General features: G+C 62.6%; 14 protein-coding genes. All 14 read left to right on the top strand.

Going from position 1 to position 18380, the window contains the following annotated elements; translation table 11 throughout:
* Nucleotides 1-560: 560 nt before the first annotated feature.
* Nucleotides 561-827, top strand: a complete 267-nt coding sequence (locus tag BFQ00_RS07245) for a hypothetical protein (protein WP_065932710.1) — start codon at nucleotides 561-563, stop codon at nucleotides 825-827.
* A gap of 303 nt (nucleotides 828-1130) precedes the next feature.
* A complete protein-coding gene (locus BFQ00_RS07240; protein WP_065886629.1) occupies nucleotides 1131-1550 on the top strand; it encodes a MarR family winged helix-turn-helix transcriptional regulator in 420 nt (139 codons plus the stop codon).
* Complete coding sequence (locus tag BFQ00_RS07235; protein ID WP_065932709.1) at nucleotides 1547-3625, top strand: FUSC family protein; 2079 nt, start codon at nucleotides 1547-1549, stop codon at nucleotides 3623-3625. The genes BFQ00_RS07240 and BFQ00_RS07235 overlap by 4 nt, the downstream gene beginning before the upstream one ends.
* Nucleotides 3622-3831 carry a DUF1656 domain-containing protein gene (locus tag BFQ00_RS07230; RefSeq protein WP_065886631.1) on the top strand — a complete coding sequence of 70 codons (210 nt, stop codon included), beginning with the start codon at nucleotides 3622-3624 and terminating at the stop codon, nucleotides 3829-3831. The genes BFQ00_RS07235 and BFQ00_RS07230 overlap by 4 nt, the downstream gene beginning before the upstream one ends.
* Nucleotides 3828-4718 (top strand): efflux RND transporter periplasmic adaptor subunit, encoded by an 891-nt coding sequence (locus BFQ00_RS07225; RefSeq protein WP_065932708.1) that lies wholly within the window; start codon nucleotides 3828-3830, stop codon nucleotides 4716-4718. Before BFQ00_RS07230 ends, BFQ00_RS07225 begins: the two co-directional genes overlap by 4 nt.
* Complete coding sequence (locus tag BFQ00_RS07220) at nucleotides 4715-6157, top strand: efflux transporter outer membrane subunit (RefSeq protein WP_065932707.1); 1443 nt, start codon at nucleotides 4715-4717, stop codon at nucleotides 6155-6157. The genes BFQ00_RS07225 and BFQ00_RS07220 overlap by 4 nt, the downstream gene beginning before the upstream one ends.
* A gap of 81 nt (nucleotides 6158-6238) precedes the next feature.
* Nucleotides 6239-6871, top strand: coding sequence for an NADH:ubiquinone oxidoreductase subunit N (locus tag BFQ00_RS07215; RefSeq protein WP_065886634.1), 633 nt, complete (start codon nucleotides 6239-6241; stop codon nucleotides 6869-6871).
* 253 nt (nucleotides 6872-7124) lie between these two features.
* Nucleotides 7125-8621 (top strand): YdgA family protein, encoded by a 1497-nt coding sequence (locus tag BFQ00_RS07210; RefSeq protein WP_065886635.1) that lies wholly within the window; start codon nucleotides 7125-7127, stop codon nucleotides 8619-8621.
* Between the two features lie 739 nt (nucleotides 8622-9360).
* The gene (gene pgaA, locus BFQ00_RS07205; protein ID WP_065933046.1) at nucleotides 9361-11841 is read left to right on the top strand and encodes a poly-beta-1,6 N-acetyl-D-glucosamine export porin PgaA; all 2481 of its coding nucleotides are present in this window, start codon (nucleotides 9361-9363) and stop codon (nucleotides 11839-11841) included.
* 12 nt (nucleotides 11842-11853) lie between these two features.
* Nucleotides 11854-13851: a poly-beta-1,6-N-acetyl-D-glucosamine N-deacetylase PgaB gene (gene pgaB / locus BFQ00_RS07200; RefSeq protein WP_065933045.1), complete on the top strand. Its 1998-nt coding sequence runs from the start codon at nucleotides 11854-11856 to the stop codon at nucleotides 13849-13851.
* A gap of 2 nt (nucleotides 13852-13853) precedes the next feature.
* Nucleotides 13854-15194, top strand: coding sequence for a poly-beta-1,6-N-acetyl-D-glucosamine synthase (gene pgaC / locus BFQ00_RS07195; RefSeq protein WP_065933044.1), 1341 nt, complete (start codon nucleotides 13854-13856; stop codon nucleotides 15192-15194).
* Between the two features lie 2 nt (nucleotides 15195-15196).
* Complete coding sequence (pgaD, locus tag BFQ00_RS07190) at nucleotides 15197-15679, top strand: poly-beta-1,6-N-acetyl-D-glucosamine biosynthesis protein PgaD (protein WP_065933043.1); 483 nt, start codon at nucleotides 15197-15199, stop codon at nucleotides 15677-15679.
* A gap of 583 nt (nucleotides 15680-16262) precedes the next feature.
* Nucleotides 16263-17972 (top strand): ShlB/FhaC/HecB family hemolysin secretion/activation protein, encoded by a 1710-nt coding sequence (locus BFQ00_RS07185; protein ID WP_083227317.1) that lies wholly within the window; start codon nucleotides 16263-16265, stop codon nucleotides 17970-17972.
* A 31-nt stretch (nucleotides 17973-18003) separates the two neighbouring features.
* Nucleotides 18004-18380: two-partner secretion domain-containing protein (locus tag BFQ00_RS07180; RefSeq protein ID WP_139114960.1), on the top strand; the 377-nt coding region annotated here is incomplete at its 3' end.

The raw sequence follows: 18380 nt of genomic DNA, 5'->3' as shown, positions 1-18380 counted from the left end.
CAAAAAATAATAAAATTTTCAACTAGCATTGTTAGGTGTGCGCTGCACCTGAATTCGGAGTGTTTAGTTTTTTTGCTCAATTCCTATGCTCCATTTTTCGTCCATTTAAAAATGCGAACTAAGCCTTCTACTGAAGATTACCTATAGATACGGAAAGAGGCCAGCATTTCGGCATCATCAGGGATTTCGAGCGACCATGGTTCTCTGACTGCAGAGTCAGACTGTCCCGACCGTCCAGAGATGAATTGCGATTCCTGCAAAGAAGCGCTCTTCACGTTCCCTTGTTGCGGAGAAAGGGTGTGATCTTTATAGTCCTGCTGTCGCCGCACATCGGCGATCGGATTTGGCGATCCGAAATTCTGTGACGCGTTACAGCGTACATATACCGTGCGTTTTTCCTCGGATGAAGGCATTGGTTTCTATGGCGGCTGTGCGCGGGAGATCTTCGGATCTGCCGGGTTTCACAGATAACCGGTTCGCCAACCTGCGTACAGCTGCCACCCTTACTCGTTTGGCGACGGGAGAAGGTGGTTCAAATTCATATCTGTGAGGTTTTATCGATGGACCAATACAAGCCGCTTCAAACCAACCCCACCAACGTTCCCGTCCTGGCCTTCAACACCTTTGCCCCTTCGCATTTGCTCCACGAAACGGCGCGCAGTCGCGTGCGTATCGGTACTGAGTTGTTGGAAACCCTGAACTCTGCGGCGGACAATCCAAACCTCCATCACCTGGTCACGGCCGTGCTGGTCTCATTGCGTGATGGCTTGGACATGATGGGTGAAATTCAGCGTCGTCTGGATGGGCAGGCTGAACAGCAGGCATGAGGCCGACGCTGACCTAATGTGGGAGCGGGCTTGCCCGCGAAAGCGGTGTGGTCAGTCACTGAATATTCAACTGAACCACCGCTTTCGCAGGCAAGCCAGCTCCCACATTTTGTTTGTCGTATGGCGAATATCAGCGATTTGCTGATGCCTACCCTAAAACCCGCTTTACTCAAGCCACATCCCACCACTCATCTGCGAAATTGTTTCAAAACTTGACGGCGAACCCTTCCTCCACCATATTGATAGTTAGCAAACTAACTGTATGCGAACTATCCAGTGTCCCAATCCCTCGAACAACTCCAGATGAACCTCAGCAGCAGCATGGTGGTGGGCGCCCGTAACTGGCGCAAAATCTGCCAGGCCACGCTGGTGAGCTATGGCATCTCTGAAGCCTGCGCCGTGCCGCTGTTGATGATTGGCCGCCTGGGCGACGGTGTGCATCAGGTCAAAGTGGCCCAGGCTTCAGGCATGGAAAGCCCGTCGCTGGTGCGTCTGCTCGACCGGCTGTGCAGCGATGGCTATGTGTGCCGCACCGAAGACATCCATGACCGTCGCGCCAAGGCCCTGAGCCTCACCGAGCGCGGCCGTGAGCTGGTGCAGGCAGTGGAAGCGCAACTGGTGCGCCTGCGCAAGGAAGTCCTGGTAGACATCGCCGCCACCGATCTGGAAGCCGCGCTGCGCGTGCTGCGCGCCTTCGAGGCGGCCGAGGCGGTAGCGCCTTGAACGGATTCTTTACCGGTTTTCCGCCTGCTCGCGACTGGTTCTACGGGGTGCGTACCTTCGCCGCGTCGATGATCGCGCTGTACATCGCCATGCTCATGCAAATGCCGCGTCCGTATTGGGCCATGGCTACGGTGTATATCGTCTCCAGCCCGTTTGTCGGCCCCACCAGTTCCAAAGCGTTGTACCGTGCAATCGGCACCTTGATGGGCGCGGCGGCGGCGGTGTTCTTTGTGCCGATGTTCGTGCAGTCACCCTACATTCTGGTGGTGGTGATCGCCCTGTGGACGGGCACCTTGCTGTTCCTTTCCCTGCATCTGCGCACTGCCAACAGCTACGCCCTGATGCTGGCCGGCTACACCTTGCCGCTGATTGCCCTGCCGGTGGTGGACAACCCCCTGGCGGTGTGGGATGTGGCCGAGGCGCGTACCGAGGAAATCTTCCTCGGCATCGCCGTGGCGGCCGTGGTGGGTGCGATGTTCTGGCCGCGTCGCCTGATGCCGGTGTTCGATGGCTCGGTTGCCAAGTGGTTCAGCGACGCCCAAGTCTACAGCCAGCGCTTTCTCACCCGCGATGTGGCGCCTGAAGCCATCAGCGGCCTGCGCGGCGGCATGGTCGCCACGTTCAACACCCTCGAGTTGATGATCGGCCAGTTGCCCCACGAAGGCGCGCGGCCGCAGACGGTGCGCAACACCAAGGAATTGCGCGGGCGGATGATTCACCTGTTGCCGGTGATCGATGCCCTGGACGATGCGGTGTACGCCATTGAACATCGCGCGCCGCAATTTCTCGATCGGCTCACGCCGTTGCTGCAAGCCGCCAACGCCTGGCTGCAAAGCACCACCGAAACCGCGCCACTGGAACGCTGGCGCGTGCTGCGTGACAAGATCGACGCTGCGCAACCCCAGGGCGCAGCGCTGGACGACCGCCACACGCTGCTGTTCTCCAACGCCCTGTACCGCCTCGGTGAGTGGGTCGACCTGTGGCAGGACTGCCGCAGCCTGCAAGCCGCCATTCAGTGCGAAAGCCAGGACACCTGGCGCGCCGTCTACCGCCACTGGCGCCTGGGCCGGCTCACGCCATTCCTGGATCGTGGCCTGATGTTCTACTCGGCGTTTTCCACCGTCACCGCGATCATCGTCGCCTCGGTGTTGTGGATTTTGCTGGGCTGGACCGACGGCGGCAGTGCGGTGATCCTGGCGGCGGTGGCGTGCAGCTTTTTCGCCTCGATGGACGACCCCGCGCCGCAGATCTATCGGTTCTTTTTCTGGACCGCCATGTCGGTGCTGTTCGCCAGCCTCTATCTGTTCCTGGTGCTGCCCAACCTGCACGATTTCCCCATGCTGGTGCTGGCGTTCGCCGTGCCGTTCATCTGCATCGGCACCCTCACCGTGCAGCCACGGTTCTACCTGGGCATGCTGCTGACGCTGGTCAACACCTCGTCGTTCATCAGCATCCAGGGCGCCTATGACGCGGATTTCCTCAACTTCGCCAACGTCAATCTGGCCGGGCCCGTGGGCCTGCTGTTTGCCTTTGTATGGACCCTGATCGCACGGCCCTTCGGCGCCGAACTGGCGGCCAAGCGCCTGACCCGTTTCAGCTGGCGCGACATCGTCAGCCTCACCGAGCCCGCCACCCTGGCCGAACATCGGCACATGGCCGCGCAAATGCTCGACCGCCTGATGCAGCACCTGCCGCGCCTGGGCCTCACGGGCCAGGACACCGGTACCGCCCTGCGCGACTTGCGCGTGGCGCTGAACCTGCTCGATCTGCTCGCCTACTCGCCGCGCATCCTCGGCGTGCCGCGCGTGCTGCTCAACCAGGTGGTGGAAGGCGTTGGCGGTTATTTCAAGGCCTGCCTCAAGGCCGGTGAACGCTTGCCCGCGCCCAGCGGTCTGCTGATGACCCTGGACCGCACGCGCCGCGCCCTCAACGGCCAGGGCCTGCAAGACGCCGATGACACGCGCCTGCACCTGCTGCATGCCCTGGCCGGCCTGCGCCTGGCGCTGTTGCCCGGCGTGGAGTTCATTGGCGGCACGGAAATCGAAGCGCCGTTACCGGATGGAGCGCCCTTATGATCGGTGACCTGGATATAAGCGGCGTCTTCCTGCCCACGCTGCTGGTGCTGATGGGCATTACCTATGTGTTGTTTCTGGTGCTGCATGGGCTGTTGACGCGCATGCACTTCTATCGCCTGGTCTGGCACCGGGCATTGTTCAATGTGGGGCTGTACGCGCTGTTGCTGGGCGCGGTGGACTCACTCAGTCGATATCTGATGACATGAAAAAACCTTTTTTGACTATCGGCCGTGTCGTCCTGACGCTGTTGATCGTGAGCTTCGCGGTCGTCGTGGTGTGGCGCATGGTCATGTACTACATGTTTGCGCCCTGGACCCGTGACGGCCACATCCGCGCCGACATCGTGCAGATCGCCCCGGACGTGTCCGGGCTGATTCAGCGTGTCGATGTGCACGACAACCAGTTGGTGAGCAAAGGCCAGGTGCTGTTCGCCGTCGATCAGGACCGTTTCAAGCTGGCCCTGCGCCAGGCCCGGGCCGCCGTGGCCGACCGCCAGGAAACCCTGGCCCAGGCCCAGCGCGAGTACAAGCGTAACCGTGGCCTGGGCAACCTGGTGCCCAGCGAGCAACTGGAAGAAAGCCAGTCCCGCGTGGCCCGTGCCCAATCGGCCCTGGCCGAAGCGCAAGTGACGGTGGATTCGGCCCAGCTCAATCTTGACCGCTCGGTGATCCGCAGCCCGGTGGACGGCTACGTCAACGACCGCGCGCCGCGTGCCCAGGAATTCGTCACCGCCGGCCGCCCGGTGCTGTCGGTGGTGGACAGCAACTCCTTCCATATCGACGGCTATTTCGAAGAAACCAAACTGGACGGCATCCGCGTCGGCATGGGCGTGGATATCCGCGTGATCGGCGACAACGCCCGCCTGCATGGGCATGTGCAGAGTATCGTCGCCGGTATCGAGGACCGCGACCGCAGCAGCGGTTCCAACCTGCTGCCCAACGTCAACCCGGCGTTCAGTTGGGTACGCCTGGCCCAGCGGATTCCGGTACGCATCGCCTTTGATGACGTGCCGGCGGACTTCCGCATGATCGCCGGGCGTACCGCGACCGTGTCGATCATCGACGACAAGACCAACGCCGGAGACCAGCCATGAAGCAACTGCTGGCCACCGCTGCGCTGGGGGTGTTGCTGTCGGCCTGCCAGGCGGTAGGCCCGGACTACAAGTTGCCGGACACGGCCGCCGTCAACCGTGACGACCTGCAAGGTGCCATCGCCGGCGAGGGCAATAACGTGGTGTCGGCGCCCGTGCCGACGGACTGGTGGAAGCTGTACAAAGACCCGCGCCTGGATGAACTGGTGCGCCAGGCCATGGCCTCCAACACCGACCTGCGCGTGGCCGCGGCCAACTTGCAACGCGCGCGCTACCAGACCCAGCAGGCCGAATCCGCCGGTGGCTGGAGTGCCGGGGCCAAGGCCGAAGCGCAGCGCTTGCAGGAGTCCGGCGAAGCCTTCCTGCTGGCGGACAAAGTGCCGGTGGGCAACATCGGCAGCGTGGGCATCACCACCTCGTATCAATTCGACCTGTTCGGCACCTTGCAGCGCGGCATCGAAAGCGCCCAGGCCAACGCCGATGCGGCCCAGGCGGCCGCCGATATCGCGCGCATTACCCTGGTGGCCGATGTGGTGCGCGCCTACACCCAGGTCTGCGCCGCCAACGAAGAGCTGGCCATCGCCAACGAGTCCCTCGACCTGCAAGCCCAAAGCACCAAGCTCACCCAGCGCCTGCGCGACGCCGGCCGTGGCGATGAAACCCAAGTCACGCGCTCGCAAACCCAATACAAATCCCTGCGCGCCGATATGCCGCGCTACGAAGCGGCGCGTCAGGCCGGGTTGTTCCGTCTGTCGATGCTGCTGGCCAAGCCCCTCGATCAATTGCCGGCCGGCACCGGCAGTTGCGCCGAGTTGCCGCACATCGCCCAGCTGTTGCCGGTGGGCGACGGTGCGACGTTGCTCAAGCGCCGCCCGGATGTGCGCCAGGCCGAACGCCAGCTGGCCGCTGCGACCGCGCGCATCGGCGTAGCCACCGGCGCCTTGTACCCGGACATCGCCATCGGCGCCACGGTGGGCACGGTGGGCCTGCTCGACAACCTCGGCCAGCCTGCGACCAATCGCTGGGGCTTTGGCCCGATGATCAGCTGGACAGTGCCAACCAACGGCGCCCGCGCACGCATTCACGAAGCCGAAGCCGCGACCCAGGGCGCCCTGGCGCATTTCGATGGGGTGGTACTCAATGCTATCCGCGAAACTCAGACCGGCCTGGCGCAGTACACCGCGATGCTGCAGCGCCGTGAAGCGCTGGCCGACGCCGAGCGTTCGGCGCGCGAGGCGGCGGACCAGACCCACCGCTTCTTTCAGGCCGGGCGCGAGTCGTTTCTCGCCGATCTGCAGGCGACCCGCACCTACACTGCCATGCGCGCGCAATTGGCGGCGGCCAACACCCAGGTTGCGATGAGCCAGATCGACCTGTTCCTGGCGCTGGGCGGCGGCTGGGAAAGCGGACGAACGCAAGGGATAAAACCCGGCAAACCGTGAGGTGATAGCTATGCTTTGTCAGGTGAGGCGTCGTGAAGCCTCACTCGACACTGCTCGCGTTTGCTCATGGGGATTCCAATAATGAAAAACCCTTATGCTCCCGCTTTCTGGTGCGTGCTCTTGGCACTGGTGCTGTTATCGGCCGCGTATTTCTACGGCGTCATGCTCGCCCACCAACTCGACAAGGCCATGGTCTTTCTCGACAGCGCCTGCCTGGTGATCGGCACCTTGTCCATCGGCGTGGTGGCCTGGGCCTCCTATCAAAACCAACGGGTGAAGCGAAAGTTGCTGGAACAAGGCAAGACCCGCGTCGCAATCTGGGACACCAAGGTGGCCCTGCGCCGTGTCGAAACCGTGTTTGACCGCTATTTCTGGGGCAGCTACTGGCAACCCGGTCGCACGTTCCAGGAAGTCATGGGCGACCTCACCGGCACGCCCCTGGAAAAAAGCCTCGAAGTGCTGAAGACGCAATGTGTCGTGCTGGATCGACAGGTCGCTGACGGCAGGCATTGGCTGAATAACGCGCGGGAATTGTCCGATGTCGCCACGCAAATGGCCCGCGAGCGCTATCAGCTGGATTTCTGCGACCCCAAGACCGACACCCCCGGCAACGCGGTGATACACCGTGAGTTCGAGGTATTGGTCTACACCTGGACGGCGCGCCTGAAGAGTTTTGATCACCAGTTGGATGAAATAGAGCTGGAGTACTCCTGAACTCCTGATGAACTGATCCTTCTGAAAGGCTGGGCCGTTTGCGCCCGCCAGTGCTAATCTTCCCCAGCCTTTCGGCCACACGGGCCACTACTGTAGGAGCGGGCTTGCTCGCGAAAAACCTCAACGATAACGCGTGCATTCTGAATAAACGCGGTGCCTATGAGTTCTTCGCGAGCAAGCTCGCTCCTACAAGGACCCCTCCGGGGTTCAAGGAAGACAGCCCACTTCTCACAGGATTTGATCAGGTCACTTCATGAATAAGCCAGCAGTCGTTCTTTTGGGTTTCGTTGTCGCCGTTGGCGTCGTCAGTGCAGGCGGTGCCTGGTACACCGGTAAACAACTGGAGCCGGTCCTGCAAACCGCGATCCAGAACGCCAACAAGGAACTGCAGACCTCCATGGCCGGCGTGGACGGTAGTGTGTCCCTGGAGCTGGTCTCCCTGGACCGTGGTGTGTTCAGCAGCACCGCCCATTACCGCCTCAAAGGCCAGGGCCGTGTGTTCGGCGAGCAAAACCCCAACCCCGAGCTGCTGTTCGTCGACCATATCGAACACGGCCCGCTGCCGTTCTCGCGCCTGGTCACCCTGAAATGGCTGCCGGTGATGGCCACCAGTCACTACGAACTGGAAAAGAACGCCACCACTGAACAATGGTTCGCCGCCGCCAAAGACGTGTCGCCGCTCAAAGGTGTGGCCAATATCGGCTACAGCCGTTCGGTCAACGGCAACGTCGAATTGCTGCCCCTGGAATTCAAGGACGACAAGTCCTCGGTGAGCTTCTCCGGCGCCAACCTGGAATTCGACAGCAGCGCCGAAGGCCAGAAGGTCAAGGCCGACGGCTACATGAACAGCCTCAAGGTCGCGGCCGTCGATGCCAATGGCGACGCGTTCGCAGCTGAACTGGCCGGCCTGACCGTTGCCAGCAACCTGGCCAAATCCACGTTCGGTTTCTACACCGGCCAGAACACCATCGAACTGACCGACACCAAGGTCACCTTCGGCCCGCAGAAGTCTGTGCTGACCCTCAAGGGTTTCGAGCAGAAAGACTCCAGCGAGACCAAGGACAACAACCTGGCCGGCCGCGTCGACTACAAGATCGACGAGATCGGTTACCAGGGTAAGCCCGTGGGCTCGGCCGCCATGGCCGTCAGCATGAAGAACGTCGACATCCCGGCAATGCTGGTGCTGACCAAGCTCTACCAGGACAAGATGCAGCCGGTGCAAGCCGCCGCCGCTGCCGGTCAACCCGCGCCCGAGCTGCAACTGACCGAAGCCGAACAGACCCTGGCCGAAGCCAACGTCAACCAGGTGCTGGCCGCCAAGCCGCAAGTGGCGGTGGAAAACCTGTCGCTGAAAACCACCCATGGCGAGAGCAAGTTCAACCTTGTCCTGGACCTGGCCAAGCCGGCCTCCATGGAACTGCCACCGGTTGAGCTGGGCAAGCAGATGATTGCGCTGCTGGACGCCAATCTCACCCTGTCCAAACCGATGATCAGCGACGTGGCCGCGCTGCAAGCCCAGGTCGGCGGCGTGACTGACCCTAAAGCCATCGAACAGCAATCGCAAATGGCGGCCGAGATGGTCAGCGGCGTGGCCGTGGGCACTCAACTGGCAACCCTGGTGGGCACCGACGTGGTATCCAAGCTGCATTACGCCAACAACGAAGTGACCTTCAACGGCCAGAAGATGACCGTCGAGCAGTTCATCAGCTTCGTAATGTCCAAAGCCGGTGCCATGGGCGGCGCGCAATAACCCTGAAATGCAGTTAACAATGTGGGAGGGGGCTTGCCCCCGATGGCGGAGTGTCAGTCAACTTATCTGTGGCTGGCCCACCGCTATCGGGGGCAAGCCCCCTCCCACAGTTGTTTTGTGCCTGGCAAAAGCCCCTGTCAGCCGGTCAGCGGTGTGGCCGACGAGCAGTTCATCAGCTTCGTGATGTCCAAAGCCGGTGCCATGGGCGGCGCGCAATAATTCTGAAATGCAGTTAACAATGTGGGAGGGGGCTTGCCCCCGATGGCGGAGTGTCAGTCAACTTATCTGTGGCTGACCCACCGCTATCGGGGGCAAGCCCCCTCCCACATTTTGTTTTGTGCCTGGCAAAAGTCTCTGTCAGCCGGTCAGCGGTGTGGCCGTCGAGTATTTCATCAGCTTCGTGATGTCCAAAGCCGGTGCCATGGGCGGCGCGCAATAATCCTGAAATGCAGTTAACAATGTGGGAGGGGGCTTGCCCCCGATGGCGGAGTGTCAGTCAACTTATCTGTGGCTGGCCCACCGCTATCGGGGGCAAGCCCCCTCCCACAGTTGTTTTGTGACTGGCAAAGAATCTGTGTCAGCCAATTCTGAACAATTGTTCTGAATTGCCCTTGCCCCTGCCTGGCTAAGAGATAGTTGCCCCAGGAAAGCTAGGTCGGGTCCCGAGACGCCGACACCCTGATGCACATCGCTCAGGATCACCCATCGTTGCGGCTTTCCTTGTAAGGAAGCCGACGACATGTTGCCAATCCCTCCACTCAGCGCTTCAGGCCGGTTGCGGCTGCTCATCGCAGCAGGCCTGTGCAGCCAATTGCTGATGCCTGCCTATGCCGTGGCCGACCCTGCCTATGACGCCCTGATCATCCAGGCGCGCAACGGTCACTTCACACCGGCATTGACCCAACTGCGCCAGCTGTCCGCCGAGCGCCAGACGCCAGGCCAGGTCAGTGATCACCTGGTGATTGCCGGTTGGGCCGGGCAGGACGCGGAAGTGGTGAAGGTGTATGAGGCACAGGGCAAGCATCGCAATCTCACCACCCAGGCACTGGCCACGGTGGCGCGCACCTATCGCAATCAAAAGCAGTGGGCCCAGGCCGAGGCGGTCTATCGCCAGGCGCTGCTGCGCGAACCGAATAATATCGACCTGCAACTGGGCCTGGCGCTCACCCAGGCCGATGGCGGCAAGGCCAATGAGGCGGTGCAACGCCTGCGCGCGCTGGTGGCGGCGCAACCGAATGACCCCAACCGCCGCATGGCCCTGGGCTATGCGCTGACCCGCGCCGGCCTGAACTACGACGCACTGTTCGAGTTCGACCAGGCCTTTATCCGTGCCGGCGACAAGCCCGACGTGGCGCGTGAATACATCGTCGCGCTGCAAAAGGCGCGCCTGCCGGAAGCTGCCCTGCGCCTGTCGGCCAGGCGTCCGGGCCTGGTGGACGCGGTGACCCAGCGCCGCCTGGAAGGCGACCTGGCCGCCGAGCGCGTGCGCATCGCCGAGTTCGCCACGCGTACCGAAAAAGAACGCTACGTGGTCGCCGACCGCGCCCTCAGTGACTACGACCGACTGATCGCACGCTGGACCCCGGACGCCAGCGCCCATGACGACGTGGTGCGCTGGCGCATCGACCGCCTGGGCGCGCTGAAGGCCAGGGCACGCACCGCCGAGGTGATCCGCGAATACCAGACCTTCAACGCTGAAGGTGTGCAATTGCCCACTTACGCGTTGCGTTGGGTGGCCGCCTCGTACCTCGACCAGCGCCAGCCGGAAAAAGCCGAACCCTTGTATCGCCAGGTGTTGAGTGCGCCGGATGCCGACGCCAGTTACCGCGTCGACGACAGCACCGCGTTGTTCTACGCCCTGCTGGAAAGTGACAAGGTCGAGGATGCCCGCCAGGTCGCGGACACCCTGGCCAAAGAACAGAAGCCCCGCGTCGAACTCAAGGGCTTGCCGATTGGCAACCCCAACGACAACTGGATGGACGCGCAGCAACTCTCCGCCCAGGCCGGCACCTTCGGTGGCGACCTGCCGGGCAGCGAAGCCAACCTGGAAGCGCTGGTGGCCAAGGCGCCAGGCAATATCGGCCTGCGCATCGCCCAGGCCGACATGTACCGCGCCCGTGACTGGCCGCGCCGCGCCGAAGGCACCCTCAAGGAAACCGAAGCCCAGGCGCCCCGCGACATCGGCCTGGAAGTGTCCCAGGCCTACACCGCCATGGACCTGCAGGAGTGGCGCCAGATGGACGCCCTCACCGACGACGTGGTCGTGCGCAACCCGGACAACCGCCAGGTGCAACGTCTCAACCGCCTGCGCGATGTGCATGACATGGCTGAACTGCGCGTCGAGGCCTACACCGGCAAGAGCTACGGCGGCGGCAACAACAACGACGCAGGCGCCGTGACCGGCAGCCGCGACTGGGGCATTGAAAGCGTGATCTACACGCCGCCCATCGACGAAGACTGGCGCCTGTTCGCCGGTGCCGGCTACGCCACCGCCGACTTCAGCGAAGGCACCGGCCAGCACCGTTGGCAGCGCGTGGGCGTGGAGCGGCGTACCCGCGACATGACGATCGAAGCCGAGGTGTCCAATCACTCCTATGGCGATGGCTCCAAGCAAGGGGCGGCAGTGTCGATTGCCCGCGACATCAACGACCACTGGCAGTACGGCGGCAGCGTCGGCTACCTGCTCACCACCACGCCGCTGCGCGCCTTGAACGACGGCGTCACCGCCAATGGCGGCAGTGGTTTTATCCGCTGGCGCGCCAATGAAAGCCGCGAGTGGAAACTGACCCTCAGCCCGTCGCACTTCAGCGACGGCAACGACCGCGTCGAAGCGCTGCTCAGCGGCCGCGAGGGCCTTTACAGCTCGCCCCATGTGCAAGTCGACCTGGGCCTGGAAGTCGGCGCGAGCCGCAACAGCAAGCAAGACACCGCGTACTTCAACCCGAAGTCGGACTTAACGGTGTTGCCCGTGATCAACGTCAACCACGTGCTCTATCACCGCTACGAGACCCAGTGGAGCCAGCAGTTCCAGATCGGCGCGGGCACCTATAGCCAGCGCGACTATTCCACCGGCGGCATCGGCCTTGTCGGCTACGGCCAGCGCTTTCGCTGGAACGACGTACTGGAAATGGGCGCCAACCTCAGCCTGATCAGCCGACCTTATGACGGCGACCGCGAACGCGATCTGCGTCTGCTCGTCGACCTCACTTACCGTTTCTAGAAGAGCCTGACCATGACCGTCCTCAGCCGTTGCTTGTTGGTCCTGGGTCTAATGCTGGCCGCCGCGTGCGCCCAGCAACCCGCGCCCTATACCCCACCCGCGCAGCGGCCAACCGCGCTCAATGAAGCGCCGTGGCCGAAAAACCATTTCCTGGGCATTGCCTACCATGACGTCAATGATCGCGACCCGGATCAGGCGGTGGTGGCGGTGCGTACCGAACGCTTGATCGAACAACTGGCCTGGTTGCGCGAGAACGGCTACCAGGCGGTCAGCGTCGACCAGATCCTGGCCGCGCGCAACGGCGGCCCGGCGCTGCCGCCCAAAGCCATCATGCTCAGCTTCGACGACGGTTATACAAGCTTCTACACCCGTGTAATGCCGATTCTGCGCGCCTACCACTGGCCGGCGTTACTGGCGCCGGTGGGCTACTGGATCGACACGCCGCTGGACAAACCGGTGGACTTCGCCGGGTCACCGCGCCCGCGTGGAGAATTCCTCACCTGGCAGCAGATCCGTGAAGTGTCCCAGTCGGGCCTGGTGGAAATCGCCGCGCACACCGACGCCAGCCACACCGGGATTCTGGCCAATCCCCAGGGCAACCTCGAGCCGGCGGCGACCTCGCTGCGCTACGACCCGGCGACCAAACGCTATGAAACCGACGCGCAATTCCAGGCGCGGATGCGTGCGGACGTCGCGGCCATTACGCAAAAAATCCGCACAGTCACCGGCAAGGCGCCACGGGTATGGGTATGGCCATACGGCGCGGCCAAAGGCACCTCCCTGGCCGTCGTCAGCGAGCAGGGCTACCAGATGGCCCTGACGCTGGAAGACGGACTCGACAGCGCCAGTGATCTGATGAACAGCCCGCGCTTCCTGGTGGCGTCCGACCCGGACGGCGAGCATTTCGCCAACAGCATCGTCGCCGCACAGACCCCGGCACCGATGCGCGTATTGCACGTGGACCTGGACAACGTCTACGACCCCGACCCGGCCCAGCAGGCGCGCAACCTCGACGTACTGGTGCAGCGTGTGGTGGACATGGGCGCCGGCACCGTTTTCCTGCAAGCCTTCGCCGACCCCAAGGGTGACGGCCTGGTGCACTCGCTCTACTTCCCCAACCGTCACTTGCCGGTGCGCGCCGACCTGTTCAACCGCGTCGCCTGGCAATTGCACACCCGTGCCCACGCCGCCGTGTATGCCTGGATGCCCGTGCTCAGTTTCGCCCTCGACCCCAAGCTGCCACGCGTGACCCGTTGGGACCCGCAAACCGCCAGGCTGGGCCCTGACCCTGACCAGTACAAACGCCTGTCGCCGTTCGACCCGCAGGTGCGCAAAATCATCGGCGAAATCTACGAAGACCTGGCCCGCAACAGCGCCATCGACGGTGTGCTGTACCACGACGACGCCGTGCTCTCGGACTTCGAAGACGCCAGCCCCGCCGCGCTCAAGGCGTACGCGGCCAATGGTCTGCCGGACACTGTCGCCGCCTTGCGCGCCGACCCCACCACGCTGCAACGCTGGACCCGCTTCAAGAGCCGCTACCTGATCGACTTCACCCAGGAACTGACCACCAAGGTCCGCGCCATTGCCGGGCCGCAGGTGCAGACCGCGCGCAATATCTTCGCCGAACCGATGCTCAACCCGGACAGCGAGGCCTGGTTCGCGCAGAACCTCGATGACTTCCTGCAGACCTACGACTGGACTGCGCCGATGGCCATGCCGTTGATGGAAGGCGAGGAAGTGAAGACCTCCAATGCCTGGCTGGAAAGACTGGTGGCGACAGTCAAGGCCCGTCCGGGCGCCATGGAAAAAACTGTGTTCGAGCTGCAAGCCAAAGATTGGCGCACCAAAGCCGCACCGGATATCAGCGCTGAGCAACTGGCGCAATGGATGGGCGTGCTCAAACGCCAGGGGGTCAAGAGCTTTGGCTACTACCCGGACAACTTCCTGGAAAATTCCCCGGACCTGAAGACGGTACGTCCGGCCCTTTCCAACCAGTGGAACCCTTGATCATGTTCGACAGAATCCTGGCTATATTCGTGCTGGCACTGGTATTGGGCGTGCCCCTGGGCCTGATCTTCCTGGTCACCGGGCAGTTCCTGATGGACTTCGTCTTCTTCTACCCGCTGTTCATGTCCGCGTTGTGGATCGCCGGCGGCCTGTACTTCTGGCTGCACTGGGAACGCCACTGGCCGTGGGAGGAAGACACGCCGGCGCCGACCCTGGCCGGCAACCCGCTGATCTCGATCATCATCCCTTGCTACAACGAAGGCGATAACGTCGCCGACACCATGGCCGCCGCCCTGGGCCAGGTGTACACGAACATCGAAGTGATTGCGGTCAACGACGGCTCCAGCGACAACACCGCTGCGATACTCGACGCGCTGGCGCTGCAACACCCACGCCTGCGCGTGCTGCACCTGGCGCAGAACCAGGGCAAGGCCGTGGCCCTGCGCATGGGGGCGGTGGCGGCGCGCAGTGAATACCTGGTGTGCATCGACGGCGATGCGTTGCTCGACAAAAACGCGGCGGCCTACATGGTCGCGCCGATGCTCGACAACCCGCGCCTGGGCGCCGTCACCGGCAACCCGCGTGTGCGCACACGTTCGACCCTGATCGGGCGGGTACAGGTGGGCGAGTTCTCCTCGATCATCGGCCTGATCAAGCGCACCCAGCGCGTATTCGGGCGGATCTTCACGGTGTCGGGTGTGGTGGTGGCGTTCCGTAAGAAGGCGCTGGACCGCATCGATTACTGGAGCACCGACATGATCACCGAGGACATCGATGTCAGCTGGAAGCTGCAACTCGATCACTGGGCGATCTTCTACGAACCGCGCGCGCTGTGCTGGATCCTAATGCCCGAGACCGTCGGCGGCCTGTGGAAACAGCGCCTGCGCTGGGCCCAAGGCGGCGCTGAAGTGCTGTTCAAGAATATCCGTGGCATCTGGCAATGGCGCCATCGCTACCTGTGGCCGCTGCTGTTCGAATATTGCCTGTCCACCGGCTGGGCGTTCACCTTCCTGCTCTCGGTAGTGTTCTGGGGCCTGGGCAAGTTCATGGTGTTGCCGCCGGCGATTACCGTCGACTCCCTGGTGCCGCCGGCGTTTACCGGGTTGGTGCTGGCGATGGTGTGCCTGCTGCAGTTCGCGGTGAGCATCCTGATTGACCGGCGCTACGAAAAAGACCTGTGGAAAACCCTGTTCTGGACCGTGTGGTACCCGATGGTGTTCTGGCTGGTGAGTCTGTTCACCACCCTGGTCAGCTTTCCCAAGGTGTTGTTCAACCAGCACCAGAAACGCGCCCGCTGGGTCAGCCCGGATCGTGGTATCAAACCTGCCCAAGAGGAGGCGTGACGATGAAACTGGTCAGAACCCGCCAGAACCTGGTGATGTGGATTATCGATGTGTTGCTTACCCTGCTGGCCTGGGCCGGCCTGGTCTGGCTGCTGGCCCGGGGCATGAACGCCATGCTCGAAACCCACGGCGGCCCGCGCCTGGAAGCACCGATCTTCGCCGCGCTCAACACCTTGCAAATCTACCTGTGGATCGCGCTGTTCAACGCCGTGATCCTGATTGCCTGGGCGCGCTACCAGCAACGCAAAGGCCGCAAATTCGCCCAGCGTCGCGCCGAGGCGAATGCCCTGAGCGATCAGCACTTGAGTGAAAGTTTCAACCTGGGCGAGGGCGACCTGGAACAACTGCGCCGCCCCGGCGTGCTGGTGATTCACAACGATGACGAGGGCGGTGTGGGGGAAATCAAATCCCACGTCTCTCGCGATGTCGAACGCCCCGGCCTGGCCCTGGTGCCCGGCTCGGAAAAAGACAAGGGCCTTGGCTGATATCTGCAGCCCTGCAAATACCAATGTGGGAGGGGGCTTGAATTAATGCCGCCCTCTGTAGGAGCGAGCTTGCTCGCGAAAAACGTCAACGATAACGCGTGCTTCCTGAATGAACGCGGTGCCTGTTAGTTTTTCGCGAGCAAGAGCTAGGCGCCCCCCTCGCTCCTACAAAAAACCTGACTGACTGGCATTAGGGCAAGCCCCCTCCCACATTGATATCTCCAGTGCTGTGAGTGCGCACGGGTTCAAAAAATCTTATTGGATTTCCGATAAATGGGACCCAAATCACAAAACCGCCGCGAACTTTCCTCCCCTCCCCGGTACTAACCCTAACTCGACGACACTTGATGGCTAAATAGTGGCGATCATTTCCCGTCAGTCGAATCGCTGTCGAAACAGTTGCCGCCGGTCGGATTAAGTGTCTCAGTAATCAGGCCGGTCACTGTTCGATAATTATTTTTTGTTACTAATCATTAGGTTAATCGGAAACACGCTCGAACACCCGACAGCCTCCGCGTCTAGGACGGCCGGACGTTCGATGTTAGCTTCCCGGCCCTTGATTTTCGACGGATCGAACATGCCAATGCCACGGACTCGGTTTCTTCTATGCACCTTCCTGCTCACTTGCCTGAGCCTGAACAGCGCATTCGCCGCCCCCACGCCCGGGGACCAGGACCTGATCCGCGATCGGCAGAACCGCCTGCTCGAAGAGCAACAGCGGCGTCTCCAGGAACTTCAAGACCTGCCCGGCAAAGCGGCCAAACCCGAGACCCCGGCAACGCCCGCCGACACCCGTTGCTTCCCGATCAAAGACATCGAACTCAAAGGCGCCGACAGCCTGCCGGCCTCCGAGCGTGAGCGCCTGCTCAAGCCCTACGTTGGCCAATGCCTGGGCGTGTCCCAGCTCAACGACCTGCTCAAGGCCATCACCGACTACTACCTCGGCAAAGGCCGCGTCACCAGCCGCGCCTACCTGCCGCAGCAGGACCTCTCCACCGGCCACCTGCAAGTGCTGGTGGTGGAAGGCAAGCTCGAAGCCTTGCGCAGCGCCGAAGGCAGCACCGTGACCGAACGCGAACTGGCCATGGCGTTTCCCGGCAAGGTCGGCGAAGCGCTGAACCTGCGTGAAATCGAGCAACTGGTGGACCAGCTCAACCGCCTGCCGTCCAAACAGGCGCAAATGGAACTGACCCCCGGCAAGCAAGTCGGCGGCAGCGACGTAGTGGTCAAGAACACCGCGCAAAAGCCCTGGCGCGCCAGCCTGTCGCGCAATAACGACGGCCAGAAAAGCACCGGCGAACAGCAATGGGGCGCCGGCCTTGAATGGGACAGCCCGCTGGGCCTGGGTGACCAGTTGATTCTGCGCGGCGGCCACGACGCCATCAGCGACCACCAGAAAACCTCGAAAAACACCATGCTCTACTACAACGTGCCGTGGGGCTGGTGGAACTTCAGTTACACCTACAGCGAGAGCGACTACCGCACCTTCGGCGTGACCGATGACTTCAAATACAAGCAGGACGGCGACAACCAGAACCACCAACTGCGCGCCGAACGGGTCATCCACCGCGATGACGTGAGCAAGACCTCGGTCAACGTCGGCCTGGCGCACCTGCGCACCAACAACTACATCCTCGACGTGCGCACCCCGCCCAGCAGCAACCGCCTCAGCGAACTGCAACTGGGCGTCAACCACGGTCGGCGTATCGGCACGGCCTTCGTCAACCTGGACCTGGGCATGCAAAACGGCATCGGCCTGCTCGACGCCCAGTCCCAGGAAGAGCGCGACGCCTTCGGTCGCCGCCAGCCGAACTCGCGCTACCGCAAATACACCGCCACCGTCAGCTACCTGCAACCGTTCAGCCTGTGGGGCGAGTCGTTCAGCTTCAGCAGCCTGGCCACCGGCCAACGCAGTGAAGACCCGCTGTTCTCGCCCCAGCGCATGAGCCTCGGCGGCTCGGCTTCGGTGCGCGGTTTCAAGGACCAGTTGCTGACCGGCGACAGCGGCGGCTACTGGCGCAACGAAGTGCGCTGGGCGCGCCCGGTGACCCTCGACTGGATGCGCCCGGCCTTCTTCGAATACGGCGCCAGCGTCGGCTACGACCAGGGCGTGATCCGCAACGACCGCTACAACGACAACGTTCATGGCCGCGTGTCCAGCAACTCCCTGGAGCTGTTCGCCCGTGGCAAGAACGTCAGCACCAGCGTGACCTTTGCCCACTCGCTGGAAAGACCCGGCGTCGTCACCGAGCGCGAAGCGCCGATCTACTTCCGCCTGGATTTCTTCCTGTAATTCAACGTTGCGCCGCAGCGAGAAACTGAAAATGGACGTTCGACAATTTGCCTTCCTGGCCCGCCAACCTTCCGCCGCCCTGAAGCCGCGAAACGCGTTCTTCGGTTTGCCCAAGCGCGGGCTGGCGCTGATTCTCGCCAATGCGCTGTTCTGGCAGCCGCTGCTGGCCCAGGCCGAGGGCATTGTGGTCAGTGCGCCGGGTACCACGGTGGGCGCGGCGGGCAATGGCGTGCCGGTGGTGAACATCGCCACGCCCAACGGCGCGGGCCTGTCCCATAACCAGTTCCAGCAGTACAACGTCGGTCCCAACGGCGTGATTCTCAACAACGCCAACGGCGCGCTGCAAAACACCCAACTGGGCGGGATCATTGTCGGCAACCCCAACCTCAAGGGCGGCGCGGCCAGCGT

Origin of the sequence: Pseudomonas sp. 28 E 9 (assembly GCF_900004785.1) — a bacterium.
In the GTDB taxonomy this organism is placed as follows: Bacteria; Pseudomonadota; Gammaproteobacteria; order Pseudomonadales; family Pseudomonadaceae; genus Aquipseudomonas; species Aquipseudomonas orientalis_A.
This window is presented reverse-complemented; position numbering and strand designations above follow the sequence as displayed.